At 43.2% G+C, this 14747-nt stretch carries 10 protein-coding genes; 1 reads left to right on the top strand and 9 read right to left on the bottom strand.

Translation table 11 applies throughout. The features are described from left to right. Positions 1–113: 113 nt before the first annotated feature. Positions 114–1799, bottom strand: coding sequence for an immunoglobulin-like domain-containing protein (locus tag C1S74_RS21880; protein WP_045399936.1), 1686 nt, complete (start codon positions 1797–1799; stop codon positions 114–116). 375 nt (positions 1800–2174) lie between these two features. On the opposite strand from C1S74_RS21880, the gene C1S74_RS21875 reads away from it, so the two are divergent. Further along, on the top strand, positions 2175–2555 hold the full coding sequence (locus C1S74_RS21875; protein WP_032802381.1) for a cystatin domain-containing protein: 381 nt from the start codon (positions 2175–2177) through the stop codon (positions 2553–2555). An 88-nt stretch (positions 2556–2643) separates the two neighbouring features. Here the strand turns inward: C1S74_RS21875 and C1S74_RS21870 are convergent, their stop codons facing one another. The 8 genes from C1S74_RS21870 to tssI form a co-directional block, all read right to left on the bottom strand. Then, the gene (locus C1S74_RS21870; protein WP_045399915.1) at positions 2644–5700 is read right to left on the bottom strand and encodes an AAA family ATPase; all 3057 of its coding nucleotides are present in this window, start codon (positions 5698–5700) and stop codon (positions 2644–2646) included. A gap of 9 nt (positions 5701–5709) precedes the next feature. Further along, on the bottom strand, positions 5710–6849 hold the full coding sequence (locus C1S74_RS21865) for an exonuclease SbcCD subunit D (protein ID WP_045399912.1): 1140 nt from the start codon (positions 6847–6849) through the stop codon (positions 5710–5712). Positions 6850–6986: 137 nt separating this feature from the next. Continuing rightward, positions 6987–7235: a hypothetical protein gene (locus tag C1S74_RS21860; protein WP_045399910.1), complete on the bottom strand. Its 249-nt coding sequence runs from the start codon at positions 7233–7235 to the stop codon at positions 6987–6989. An 84-nt stretch (positions 7236–7319) separates the two neighbouring features. After that, positions 7320–7694, bottom strand: coding sequence for a hypothetical protein (locus C1S74_RS21855; protein ID WP_045399908.1), 375 nt, complete (start codon positions 7692–7694; stop codon positions 7320–7322). Next, on the bottom strand, positions 7694–11722 hold the full coding sequence (locus C1S74_RS21850; RefSeq protein WP_082039051.1) for an RHS repeat-associated core domain-containing protein: 4029 nt from the start codon (positions 11720–11722) through the stop codon (positions 7694–7696). The genes C1S74_RS21855 and C1S74_RS21850 overlap by 1 nt, the downstream gene beginning before the upstream one ends. 9 nt (positions 11723–11731) lie before the next feature. Next, the gene (locus C1S74_RS21845; protein WP_045399906.1) at positions 11732–12574 is read right to left on the bottom strand and encodes a hypothetical protein; all 843 of its coding nucleotides are present in this window, start codon (positions 12572–12574) and stop codon (positions 11732–11734) included. Continuing rightward, on the bottom strand, positions 12575–12865 hold the full coding sequence (locus C1S74_RS21840) for a PAAR domain-containing protein (protein WP_045399903.1): 291 nt from the start codon (positions 12863–12865) through the stop codon (positions 12575–12577). Between the two features lie 10 nt (positions 12866–12875). After that, positions 12876–14711, bottom strand: coding sequence for a type VI secretion system tip protein TssI/VgrG (gene tssI, locus C1S74_RS21835; RefSeq protein WP_045399902.1), 1836 nt, complete (start codon positions 14709–14711; stop codon positions 12876–12878). Between the last annotated feature and the right edge of the window lie 36 nt (positions 14712–14747).

The raw sequence follows: 14747 nt of genomic DNA, 5'->3' as shown, positions 1-14747 counted from the left end.
CTAAGTGATCAGATCACACACACGTGAAAGAGTTCAAAAAAAATCCCCAAGCTACAAGCTTGGGGATTTGTGTATAAGAGACAGCCAGTGAAGGAGGCTTGCAAATGAACTAATTACAACTTATCCCATGCGTCTGACCAGTAAACGGTTTCACCAGGCGCATAAGAAGGGTTTGAACACCACCCAGTGTATGGCCACGGTTTACATTGATACAAGTTGCCATCTGAACCTGTGACAATGTCACCTGCCTCATACGTTTTTCCAGATTCATACGGAGGGTAACTGCTGCCATCAGAAACAATCACAGAGCGTTGAGCTGTCGTAGTCTGATTTGCACTATCCGTTACTCGGTAAACCAAGTCGTAGACACCTAGCACGTTAACATCTACGCTGCCCTCTACACGAACTTGATCAGTCAAATCACCGTCTTCTGCATCCGTCGCTTTTACGCCTGCCATTGGGTCAAATGCGTCACCAAGCTGTATGGTCGTATCCGTTACACCTTCAAACTCAGGCACTAGGCTGTAAACAACAACTGTTCTGCTTTGCTTGGTTTCATTGTTGTCGCTGTCTTTTACACTGTAAACCAAAACATATGTGCCAACGGTGTTCACATCAACTGAACCTTCAACAGTAATGCTGTTAGTTAGGTCTCCATCTTCTTTGTCAGACGCGGTAACACCTGCATACGGATCAAATGAACTACCGTGATGCACGCGAACATCACTGATACCGCTAAACACCGGTTCGCCTTCACTTGGCGGAGGTGGAGTCTGGCCATGGATAAACGGACCGTAATCCTTCACAAACTTTTCACCGTACGCCTGACCATTCTTGTCTGTGCCCATATCCCAGTTCACCGACCATGTCATTACGCCACGAAGTGCCTGCCCTTGCGCTTTAAGTTGGTCAAACGCGTCGTAAAGATCTTGAGGGTCTTGCACAAAGCCCGTTGCCGCTGCATCAATGTTAGATGGAATACCAAACACCAATTTGTCATGCGGAATTTTGTGGAAACCACGTGTACCATTCGATAGAGAGTCTGAAATGTAGTAAATGAATTCTTGTTTTAGCGCATCATTGTTTTGTGCAATCCAACCCACACCTTCAACCCAAATACCATCACCACCTTGGTTGTAAAACTGAGGGTTGATCCAATCATAGTATCCTTCTAATCCAGTAATATAAGGAACGTATTTGCCACCTTCTGTTAAGTATGGAAACTCAGGCGCCATCGTAATTAGGAAGTTTTTCCCCTGTTGCTGATAGTGTTCTTTTACAAGGCGAAGTGCAGCTGGGATTACTGTTTGGTTGTCTGACGCGGTTACTGCGGATTGCTCTAAGTCGATATCCAGACCATCAAAGCCGAACTTATCAGTAAGGCGGATGATCTCTTGAGCGAATGCTTGCTCATCGCCAGTTTTCAGCTCAACGTGTGCATCTGCACCACCAAGCGCAATAAGAACGGCGCGTCCTTGTTGGTTTAGTGCGCCAATTTGATCAATAAATTGTTGTTCTGAAAGACCAATATTTGGATCGAGCTTAAAAGTTGGAATACGGCCTTCACTGGTATTGAACACCTTCATAAAGGAGACGTTAACCACATTGTACATAGGATCAACTTCATCCAGCGTCACGCACGGTGCATTGCCGCCCTTGTAACCAGCCCCATCGCACCAGTTATGCCAATAACCGACTACGACACCACCATCTGGATTCACCATCTCATTAGCGGATGCTACGTTTGAAAGACCACTCAAACCCAATGCTACTGCTAGATATAGCGCTTTTTGCTTCATCGTGTTACCTCTCATCCATTTTGCTTCATCACAACAATCATTCAGCACTTTCTATTGGTGCCTAATGAATTTTTATTGGATTATATGGCCGTATTGAGAAAACAGATACACGTGCAAAGTTATGTTTTCCATGTCTATTTTATAATTGTGATCTTAATTCACGACGCGAAATGAATAGGAAATTAGCGTTCGCTCTCAAGCGTGACTTACTATCAAAATCAGGCAAAAAGTTAACCAAAATCTATTTTTTGGAGGTCACTCGCAACGATTTAATCAGGATTTAACCCTGTTCATATAAAAAGTTTGCACAACGTAGACATTGGGTTGGAATGCCAACCTATATAATGCGGGCTTACATAAATAGAGGTTATTTTTATGAAATTAAAAACAGTGTCAGCTTGCGCAATCTTGGTTTTGCTTGTCGGATGTCAGCAAAAAACTCAAGATGAAGCGACACAGCCAACAACCTCGGCAGATGTATGTAGTACACAAGGAAATATGCCAGGTGGGTGGAACGAATTCGATGCTACCCCAGACGCTCAAAAGGCAATGGCCTTTGTCCTAAACAAAATGGAAACTCTCTCTTCGTTTAAACAGATCTTGTCCGTTCATGCACAAATTGTGAGTGGTGTGAACTACGCGATAGAGTTTGAATTGAATGACGGCTCAGTTTGGAACACGGTTGTTTACCGCAACCTTGATGGTGAGTATGCGATTACGCAGTCACCGAAAGAAGGTCGTTTCTGCGAACAATAAATACTTCGAGACTGAGAACCAAAAAGCCCCGCTATTTTACACCGTAATCTAGCGGGGCTTTTTGTTTATTGATGTTTACCGTTACCGATTAAGAATCAAATGCCATCTGAGACTTCACAGAAACTGTAGAACCAAGTCGCGACGGTTCAACATCAATGCGCTGCGCCATTTGCTCTTTCAACTCAGATACGTGAGAAATCACGCCAATCATACGACCCGTTTGCTGTAAGTCGACCAAGGTTTGAATCGCAAGATCCAAAGACTCCGGATCTAAGCTGCCAAAACCTTCATCAATAAACAATGTATCTAAACGAATACCACCACTGTAAGACTGCACAACATCAGACAGACCAAGCGCTAACGCTAACGCTGCCATGAAAGATTCACCACCTGATAATGTCGCGACATCGCGCGTTTTACCTGTGTAGCTATCTTCAACCACCAAATCCAAGCCTCGCCCTGCCGCACCTTTAAAGCCTTCGGTTTTACGAGCCAAGATATAACGACCTTTACTCATCAGACTTAAACGCTGTGACGCTTGAATCAATACGTCGTCTAATAACACACCGAGGACAAATCGGTGTAGACTGATACGACTACCCGTTTTACCGCTAGCAACGTCATACAAGGTACCAAAAACTTTGTATTCGTCTTCTAACTTAGTGTTCTTGTCATGTAACGTCGCGATGTCATTACGGACTTTCTCTAGACGTTCAAACAGAGATCGCGTGCTATCAAGCTGATTACGCGCTTCAACGTAACCTTGCTGAACAATGTTTAACTTAACGTTAAACTCTTCTAAATCAGGCAACGCCAAGTCTTTCAACTCTGAACTCAAGTCTGCCATAGTTTGTTCTAGCTTGATTTGAGTTTGTTTGAACGCATCAATTTCTTGCTGCCAAACCTGCATCTCGGCTTCATCAACTTTACTTGCTAGGAATTGCGCTTCATCCTCGAATGCGCTCGCCTGCAAAGCCTGCTCCCAATCAGCTTTGGTGGTGTTCAAACGATCTAGTGCCTCATTCAACCACTGTTGATTAGTTGTCAGCTGGCTTTCAATATTGGTCTTTGCCAGTACCGCTTGTTGCAAATGATTTTGTGCAGCCTCTAATGACGTATTCAAATCCATAATTTGCTTTTGAATCACAGCAATGTCTTGCTCAAGAACTTCAAGAGACGAGTACTTAGCATCTAACGAAGCTGAGAGTTTAGCCAGTTGCTCTTGATTCACTTTCACCGTCGATTCATTCGCTGCCATCTGGTTTTGTAGATCATTGATCTTACCTTCCCCAGTAACACAGCGCTGGTTTAACTCATTGACGTTTTGTTCCAACTGAACCAAGTTAATCGATGACAATTGCTGCAAGCGTTCATTGAGCTGCTGCATGGACACTTGTAACGCGCCCAAATCTATTGATGCGTTTTGACCAAGTTCAACGGATAGTTGCTCAATCTGCTGCTTGTATTGTCCAGTTGCGATATTGTGCTGCTCCAACTGATTGTTCAATTGGTTAAGCGCAACTTGCCCTTCTCGCTCTATATTTCGAGCGTTTTGAACTTGATCCTTAGTGACCTCTTCACCAACAAATTGAGCGGGTTGAGGGTGTTCTACACTACCGCACACCGGACACATTTCACCAGCTTGTAAGCGCTGAGCCAATACAGCGGCTTGAGCATTGTGCCAGCTCAATTCAAGTGTATCTGCTGAGCGCTGAAGTTCTATGTATCGTGCTTTTGCTTGGTCAACCGAAGCTTGTTTGCTAAGCGTCAGCGCATCCAATTTCGCCAGCTCTTGGTTTAAGCCAGTGAGCTTCTGTAGGTCTTGCATCAAACGTTGTTGCTGCTTTATCTCTGCCTCTACACTGCCAATACTTGCAACATCGACTCGGGCTTGATCCAGTGACTTCTGACCTTGTTGTGCCTCTAGCGTTAACTTCTCTTTAAGAGCGATATATTTCTTCAGTGTTGCTTCAAACTCGGATTTTTGCGTCAAACCTGCATTAATGGCTTTCTCTAGCTCTGACTTTTCAACCAACTTTCCTTTCATGCCTTCAAGTTGGTATTGCTGCTCTGTCAGTTTTGGCAATTGTGCGGCTTGTTCTTTCGCGGTTTGCAATGCGCCTTCTTTGGATTTTACCGCGTCATTTGCCACAGTAAGATCTTGCGAAAGCTTAGCCACCTTTTGCTCAAGTTCTTGCGTTTGCTTTGAGGCGTTTTGTAACGTGACATAAGGCAACTCAACCTTGCTTGCCTTCTTCGCATTGTCTAACTGCAATTGGCGTGATGAGACAGCATCGCTCTGTTCCAAATGTTGCTTCAATGCAATTTCGGCTTGCTCGCGCTTTTTGAACTCATTGCTCAATGCTTCTGCTTTTTGCAGATCAGTTTTTACCGCATTTAATTGTGCCAAAGATTCTTGCTCTTGCTTTTGCACGATTTCAAATTGAACAGATAACGCTTCACGCTGCTCTGTTAACTCCGCTTCGGAAGAAACACCAGCTACCTGCAGTGCGCCTCGAATTTGGTTATCAAACTCGTCTTTGGCTTTGCTAATGGCACTCGCTTTGTCTTTCAGCACATATTCAATCTTCTTGTAGATATCCGTTTGGAATAGCTGACCAAAGATCTCTTCCCGCTCTTTGGACGTCGCAAGTAACAACTCTCGGAACTTACCTTGTGGCAGCACCATCACTTGGCGGAACTGAGTTTCGTTCAAGCCTATAATGTTGGCCACTTCCGTCTTTACTTGCGTTGTTTTGCTAGTGATTAGCTTTTCTTCGTCCGTAATCTCATACAAAGCTGCGGTATGCTTACGCACCGTCATGCCCTCACCGCGTGCCTTTGGTGCTTCTTGTTCTGGTGAGCGAATCACTCGATAAGACTTGCCGTGCAAAGAGAACTCTAGCGTCACTTCGGTCAATAACGTTGGCGCTGCCATATCGCAACGCATTTGAATACCTTGGCGCTCGTTACCTGTCGTTTCACCATAAAGCGCAAAACAAATCGCATCGAGAATTGAGGTTTTACCCGAACCAGTAGGACCGTTGATGAGAAACAGAGGGTTAGTTCCCAGCTTGTCGAATTCAATCGTTTCTGTTTGAGCAAAAGGACCAAAAGCCTGCATTGTCAGTTTAATGGGTTTCATGTTTGGTCCTTACAGAGCTTGCTGAGAAAGTTGTTTGATGATGTCACTGATCGCTTGATCTTGTTCTTGCGATAATTGGCTGTCTTGCGCTTCCGAAAAGAAGTCTCGGAACATGTCTATCTCACTTCTCGCCAACTTCGCTTGCGCCATTTCCTGCTCAACACCAATTAACATGCCCGGCTTTTCTAGGTGCAAAACGTTTGGGTAAACAGCACGTAGCTTTTCCATTGGGTTTAAGATTGCGTGCTTATCCATCAAACGTACCAACAAGTAGTCCTCGTTTTTCGGATCGGTATTCCCCTGCTCTATCACTTGTTCAAGTTCACCTTCAATGATTCGCATCTCATGGGGAGCAGTAAGGTCAACATGTTCTGCCGAAACAAACCCGTTTTCGTCGATTTCCACCAGCGTGAAACCTTTCTTTTGGTTTTGTTCACCAAAGCTGTATTTCATCAATGAGCCAGAATAACGAATGTATTCTTCGCCTTTTTTCTGTGGCTGATGCAAATGCCCCAACGCTACATAGTCAAAGTTGAGGAAATGCTCGTGACTGACGCGGTCGGAACCACCAATCGAAAGCGGACGCTCAGATTCAGACTCGATGGCACCATCGACAAAGCAGTGGCTGACTAACACGTTGCGTTGCTCTGGTTGGAACTGCTCAGTGATTTTCTCAGCGAGTAACTTGTGCGCTTGGTCGTGGGTCGAAACGGGTTCTTGATAGGCAAAACGGACTTGCTCAGGATCGTTATAAGGCATGCCATAAAAAGCAACTTGCCCTGCGCTTTCGGTTTTAATAACAACAGGAGTAAGCATGTCTTCAAAGTTACTGATAATGTGGAGACCCGCATTTTTCATCTGTTCTGAACCAAAACCCAGGCGTTCAGCTCCATCGTGGTTACCAGAAATCAAAATCATCGGCGTGTTCAGCTCACCACAGATTCGCTTCACTACTTTGTTAAGTAGTTCAATCGCAATAGTTGGTGGGACAGAACGGTCATAAATATCGCCAGCAACAACCACTGCATCAACGGGGTTGCTCTCAATGTATCGGATTAACTGGTCAAGAACCGCTTGCTGATCGTCAAGCAAAGAGACGTTATGAAACTGTCGGCCGAGGTGCCAATCTGAGGTATGGATAAACTTCATTCGAATTCACTTTCTGCCATCTACATGGCGCTATCTTATTATCCCCCTAGGATATCGTGAGTTCGTAAGCTTTTCATGTGGTTTGTGGCGTATGCTGGAGTTAAAGTATAAACAAGCTAATTGTGCGCACTTCAAATCTACCAACCATAAGCATCTGAGATTTGGCGATATAGTTCCTCATACGCATCTTCTTCATTTTGACATTCAGTTACAGACGTAATTCTTCCTTGACTGTTGTATACAACTAGCCAAGTATCATCTTGATTGACCACACACAAACACTCACCATTTTTCAGTCCATCTAGGCTATAAGATTGATGAGGTACTTTTTTCAATTTATCAGTATTCATAACAAAGCGAACTAGTGTAGAGTTTTCATTAATCATTTGAGCTCATATCTTTTGCCTAATTTATTTGCACAAACACGCTCATTATTTTGGGAGCAAAGAACATGCCCTCACGCACTCGGTTTACCTATCTAAAAATTCTACGTCCAACCGCTCGACACAAAGGCAAATAAACTGACCATCCAAATATGCATAGTCAGACTCTAAAAAATCATCACAAATCTTAAGTCCAGCGTCTATGGTATTGCCGTTTAGTCTACCCAATAGCTTGTAAGCATAGGTACTATCGACCCTTGTCATACTAGTTTCTTCTGTGCTTTCCTGCTCTGTTAATTCAAAATCCAACATTTCAAATGTAACGGGATATTCTTGCCCAATATTCAATTCATAGGGGCACATTCCTGCAAAACAGGTTAATTCGACACCATTCACTTCAAGCGTAACTTCTTCTTCAATATCTGGATTTAATCCAAGAACTTTTGCGTTGTATATAATCATTATTCAACGGGCCTTATAACTTTTTCTTTGGAGTTGCTGTTTAGAGTCTTCCAGAAATCCTTACCACTCTTGGTATGTAGCGTTGTTATTTGTCCTTGACCATTCGTACCTACAAAAGCAAATTTAGCCTGGCCTTTTCTATTGGTCCCCATTAATTGAACAAACCCTGTTCTAACTTCGCCTTTATAAGGATACTGCACTTTAATTCCATCTTGCATAACTTTTCTAGCCATAGATAAGTACTCATCTGCACTTTTAGCATCAAATTCAGCTCCATGTTTTTCAAAGTGGCTTATTAATTTTGAGTCGTCAGCAAACCTTTTTGGTCTCTTTACAACTTTTTCTGCATATCTACCAGGTATTGCAGAAATGGCTATATTTGTTGCGTTGGCAAACGAAGGGGTATCAATAAACGCTTTACCAGCGTCTATCATATCTTCTATTCCTTCGACCATCATCGACATTGGATCTATATTGACTGGTTTAAGTCCCTGTAATGTCGGATCTGCGATGAGCTCCTCAATCGTTGGTCCAGTAATCTTAGCTACTGATTTTTCATACACTGCTCTCTCAGGCGAATTATCATTATGCCCGGCAAGAACTGTCGGCGTGTCTTCTTTTGCACACAAACCTAAGGGGTCAACCCAAGAAACTGGATTTGGCGCAAATTGATAGTGGTTAGTTCCACCGAGAAGCCCTAGGGGATCGGGTTGGATGAATCGACCTATTTGAGGGTCGTAGTAGCGTGCTAAGTTGTAGTGCAGACCAGTCTCAATATCGAAGTACTGCCCCTGTAAGCGAAGGTTGTTTATAACCGTCTCGATGCCAACGTGAGCAAACCCAAAGGTATCGTATTCTGCTTCCCAAACTACCTGCCCGTTAGAGTCCACCAAGCGTTCTGGGGTTCCTATTTGATTGCATTGGAAGAAATAGCAATCCCCGTTTTCAATAACGGCAAGTGGAATAAAACTGCTTGGTTGATATAGATACCACCGATAACCGGAACGAGAATACTCGCCGATCAGGTAACTTCCTTGCCAAATAAATTCGGTGGTTCCATTTTCGCTGATTTTCTTAGTTCTTCGGCCTAGTGCGTCGTATTCAAACTGGCATAAATGCCCTTCGCTTTCGACACTAATCAATTGCCCTTTAGCATCGTAAGCACAGTGCTGCTCTAGTCCATTACCTTGACTACTGGTTCTGTTACCGAGTTCATCGTAATCGTACCTGATGCCATGATATTCAATAAGACGGTCATGTTCTCGCTGAACACTTTCGTCATTAAAGTTGCCAAAACTGTCATAGACGTATGATTCTTCCGAGGTTTCCGTCTTTATTCTTTCTAGGTGGCCAAGCTCATCATATTGATAATGCTGGGGGCCCTTTTCACTGTCGATGATAAGCGACAGAAAATGCTGTGCGTTGAAATGGTATTTACGCTCGAAGCCAGTCCATGTTTGACGTTTTAAGCGACCTATCCCATCGAACTCCTTTTGCTCTTGCCCCCCGCCATACGTGATTCTCAATAAACGTTGCAATTCATCGTATTCAAACGTGATTGAGTCTTTTCTTTCAGAACCGTTTGAACGAATCGTTAATCCACATACTGTACCGAACTGATCATACTCATACATCACCTCTGTGCCGTCGTCATAACATTGAGAACGAAGTAAACCGTTATCTTGATATTGATTGGCGATAGAAAAGCGTCCCTGCTCTTCACTTACCAATTTCGTACCTGAATACGTATAGGAAACGTTCGAAAAACGGTTATGTGCGCGGATTAACTTGCCGCCTAACGTGTGTTGGTAATGGTCCTCTACACCACGACTTTTACCATGGGCATTTACTTTTGTGATTCGACCAAGTTCGTCATACTGGAAAGAGACGCGCCCATTACGAGTCAAAATTTGGCTTAATCGTTCAGCTTGATCATAGGTGTAGTTGGTTTGCACTTGATCAAAGTTAATTGTTTGGCTGATTTGACCATCAGGTGTGTATTCAAACTCGTACTTACAACCATCAGAACGCTCAATGGTTTTCAGGTTCCTTTCCACATCGTACGCAAATGAGAGAGTGCTCTGGTCAGCTTTGACAATCTCGGTCGGTTGAGCAAGTTCACTCCAATTGATTAATGTGCTACCACGTGGTGTACAAATGCGTTTTACTCGCCCAAAATCATCGTATTCATAACGATGTTCACGTAAGATTTCATCTTGCGAGTTTTGAAAATATAGGCGAGAGAGCAAATTACTCTCGTTCCGCTCTAAACCACAAACAAGTCCTTCAGGATACGCAATTCCATTGATACGATCGGTTTCATCATAGCTATAACGAATTAAGCTATGATTGGTCTTCTTTGCTCGAAGTTGGTGTAAGTCATTCCACCACCATTGCGTACTCGCTCCGGTATTTGAGATTTGCTCGACTTGTCGCCCATATTTATCAAATCGATGTCTTTCTTGCTGGCCATCTTTGTTTTGCTGCCAGACTAGTTGACCTAATGCGTTAAATTGCTTTTCAATGGCTTCGCCATCAGGAAATTGGTGCTTTATACAAAAGCCGAACTCGTTATATTCAAAATGCTCCGTCGCACCCGATGAATGCAGCTTACTTTTTACTTGGCCAAACCGGTTGTGGGTGTAAGTTACATAGCTTCCATCTGGCGTAACCTCACCAACCAAGCGGCCGCCCGAGTCATATTCGTATGTCCAACGCCTAGATTCAGGACTTTCACTTTCAAGCAACTTGCCGTGCTCATTGTGTTTGTATCGCCATGTATAGCCGCGTGGATCTGTTACCTTTGATTGATTAAGCTTAAACTCAAAGGTATATCGATAAACCCCTTCATCGCCCCAGTTATTTAAACACTTGGCACTAGGTCCGTTGCCTTCCCATTCGAAATAATGCGAAAAGCCCGTTGAACGCGTTCGCTTAATGAGCAATTTCGTCTCATTATATTGATAGGATTCAAGCAAACTGAATTCATCCCTAGAACTACATAAACAAAGGGCGTTGTCGTACTGATACTCAGCCAATGTGGCTTGAGTTTTTGGGTGGCGAATTTCAACAAGCAATCCTTGCTTGTTGTATTGTAACTCTAGCCTTGGTTGGCGGTTGACGTTAATTTGAGTAATACGATGATTGCGTGAGTATTCAAGGCTTACCTGTTTCATAGATCCAAGACGAATCTCACTGGCTAACCAAAGATTCTCGACCCGGACAAACTTGATTTGTACATTGCCATTTAAGGTAACTAGCCTAAATCCGGTTTCATGATGCTGGCAAGTTGCGTCAGCGTAGACTTGATAGCTAACCTCTCCTTGAGAAACAGGAGGAAATAAGATCGTATCTCCCATCTCATCCATAAAGAGCCAGCCGATCACTTTTGCTTTCTCATCAACAACGTCATTCAGTTCATACTGATAATTATGCCGCCAGCCGAAACCGAGTACGGTACTTTTATCCGAAAACGAAGAGCGGTAGGTCCGCTGCCATTCCAAACCAAAAGAAAGCTGTATGTCCGTTAACGTTAAGTTTTCCTCTCCGGTTACCAACGAAACGGGGTCACCAGCTTTGACGTGTGTTTTACTGCTTTCATTTTGCGGGAGATTGCTACTTTGACTTCCGGTCTTCGATACGTTTTCATCTTGCTCTTGCGCTGAGTTATCTATTGTTCGCGCAAGCAATTGCACCGGAACTTCTGTGTTCGGATAAAATGTTGTAGGTGCTTGTTTGGGAGTTTGGAAAGCGAACAACGTTTGTTCAAATAGACTTGCAGCAAGACTGCTATAGACTTGCTCTTCTGTGAGTTCAGCAAACTCATCAGAAAAACTCACTCTCGCGGTAGACCAAGATGCGATTTCTATTAAGTCGTCAAGCGCAGAGTAATGAAAGCGCTCCACAAAAACTTCCGCAGTTCTAATAGAGCTGAACGTCTCTTGCTTACCGACGTAGTACTGCTGTGGGGAAAATAAATAAACTTCGCCATCGAGCGTTGTGAGCTTAACAATCCTTTGTGCGTTCATCTTAAATCGTTACTCACTACACCAGTTGAAGGATGTACCTACAGCATAACCGTCTTCCTCAATGTCTAATTGAAGCGCATGGAAATTCTCAACACGCCGAACCTGTTGCTGATAACAAAGAGACAATGTTTTTAGAAGGCCGCTACACGGTCCCAAAGGTCCAGTTAAGACGTCTGAAAAAGTATACTGAGTTTCCGCCTTAATCACTGGTGATAAAAACCTTATAGATTCCAACCATTTAGGCTGCCCATTACCAATAGATAATAAGAGTTCATCTACTGGATGTTTGAGGGTGCTCCCTAACTGTCGAATGACGTTGTCTACTGCGGTATTTAACGAAGTAATGTCGAGATCGATTGATTGCGCACGAACTTCGATTCCTTCATTTACAACAACGCAACGCGCTGCGACTAATGAATCATACGCGCCCATGCCACTGCCTAGACTCTCTCCAAGATTGATCGCCACGATCCAAGTAAATCTATTTTCAAAGCTAAGCTTTTGTATTTGACTCAGTGCCATCAAAAATGATGCTTCACCATAAGGGTAGAATCGAATTTGTGAATAACTCTTAAAATGAAATGCAGACAAAATGACTGAGGTAACGCTTTTCAAGGTGGGCTTACATGAGATTTTTGGTAATAAAACACAAACAGGTGCGCTTATATCTAGGGCCTGGATTTTATGGCTAAGCTTATGAAGCAATCGACGGATTCGAATGTCATCATCTTCGGTAACGCTAAGTTTATTCGCTACTTCACTTGGCACTCTAAGCGTGGCATTTGAGTACTGTTCAATGGAAAACGCTTTGCTGTTTATAACGCAAAGGGCGGGTTCAAAAAATAACGACATTTATCCCCCAATGAGAACCGTAGAGACGCCAGCAACAATTTTCCCACCATGGGCAGTTGAGTCGCCAAGTCTTGCAGCCGGTTTTCCATTGATCTTAACGCTAGAAGAGCCCGAAGAAACACTATCAGGAGGTCCTACACACACAAGCTTGTCTCCCTGTCGTGCAGCTGGAATGCCTGTGATTTTTACGTTTGAAGACCCGGCCGCCACAGGGCCACCTTGGTGTGGAATTTTTCCAGTTTTATCAGGACAGACGTGATGACTTCCTAAGACGGCTGCTGGCTTACCCATGGTTTATTCCTTAATTCAAAAATATTTGGCCAGCTTTCAAGCCAATGGTGGAACCATTAATCGAAATTTTATTGCCTTTGATGTTTATCTCTCCAGAGCTCGACATTTGTATAGACGCTCCGCCAACTTTAATCTCGATACTTTTTCCGGCGCTAACTGACAAAGCTTCACCGATGTCGGTTTGTTGATTTTTGCCCACTTTAACCTTTGAATTTTGGCCGACTTCATACGCTACGTTGTTGGTGACTTTTTCCGTTTTGTTGTTTTCAATGGTGATATCTGCGCAATCCTCTACCAACATTTGGAATAACTTTTCAGCATGAAGATAGACATGCTCTTCACCCGGCTTATCCTCAAAACGTAATTCATTAAAGTTGTTACTTCCCATTTGTACTGAACGAGATTTGTAACCACTTTGAGAAGCTTGTTCTGGCAAACTGTATGGCGTGGCGTGGCTACCGTTATATAGAGAACCAGTGACGATAGGCTGATCAGGATCACCATTCACAAAATCAACGATGACTTCTTGTCCGACTCTCGGGTGAAATGTACTCCCCCAACCATTACCAGCGACGGTCTGAGCAACGCGCATCCAGCACGAACTATTTACGTCATAAACTCCTTGACGGTCCCAATGGAATTGAACTTTGACGCGCCCATATTTATCGATATGGATTTCACCTTCTTTGTTACCTGTAACTATGGCGGTTTGAAGCCCTTTAATCTGCGGCTTTTCAAATCGAAAAGATGGACGCAATATTGTCTTTGAATCAACACAATGGAATGCAACTCTAACCCCTTGGTTAGCAGTCCCACCTTGGCCTGTCTGGTTAAAAACCGATGCGGAAATACATACAGAGGACAGCACATACTCTTTACCGATACGTGTTTTGTCTTCATGTTTTTTAAACTTAAAACATTTACCTACTGTAAACGTTCGACAACTCGCCTCTCCCAAACATTGGTAGACATTTTGTTGCAGCGATTCAATGTTATGCATATTTCTAAAGGCAAATTGATCCGGTGTTTCGGTCTCTGCTAAGTATTCGTAATACTCGCTGGTGGGAACGGTAACGAAATCAGTAGCTCCATTTGCAGAGTGTCTCGGATAAGAGTTTGGCTTTAGCATATTGAAGCCTGACAGGTGGCTGCTTTTTGTCGTCAAAGATTGTGTTTCATTCCAAGAGTGAATATGGCTAGAAGCCGAACTTCCGGTGGAATGCTCTACAAAAAATTCTTTTGCAGGCTTGTAGTAACTGACATCATCGAAGAACTCTATGACGTGATCTGAAGCTGTGTGTAAAAAGCAAAACGCAATTCCTTCCTCTGCGAGAATTCGCCTTACAAAAGCCAAATCAGATTCTTCATACTGAACTTTGTATGTGTACTTTGCATAAGTCTTAGTCAACTTAAAGCCGAAAGTGATTGCGTGTTCGGTAAGTATTTCTGACACGATCTCTTTAACGTCTTTGTACTGAAATATTCGGCAATTTGTTCGATAATTCGAGAAACACAATTTAGGTTCTACGAGCAGCTCTATATTTTTGTATTGCTCACCGTTGTCTACAGTAGAAACCCGAGAGCCAGATAGTTTAGCTTTTGAAACAATGCCATGAAAATATCGTGGCTGTAGTGATATCGATGGATGATTATCCATACTGATCGTTATTTCTTGGCCTATAATTTGGTTTAATTCGGATTGTTGCCCGTTAAAATAAGCGCGAGCATGCAATGAAAAAAGCTCTGACGTAGCTTCGTTATACTCAAACGAGTTCAGAATTATTGCATCCTTACCAAATGGTGTAAAAATTCGGATAAAGTTATTGTCTTGAGTTGCTTTTTTCATTGAATACTTCTTTAAAAAATGCGGGGATAAGCATCC

Origin of the sequence: Vibrio hyugaensis (genome assembly GCF_002906655.1) — a bacterium.
Classification (GTDB): Bacteria; Pseudomonadota; Gammaproteobacteria; order Enterobacterales; family Vibrionaceae; genus Vibrio; species Vibrio hyugaensis.
Note: the sequence above shows the minus strand (reverse complement) of the source record. Positions and strands in the feature narration are given on the sequence as shown.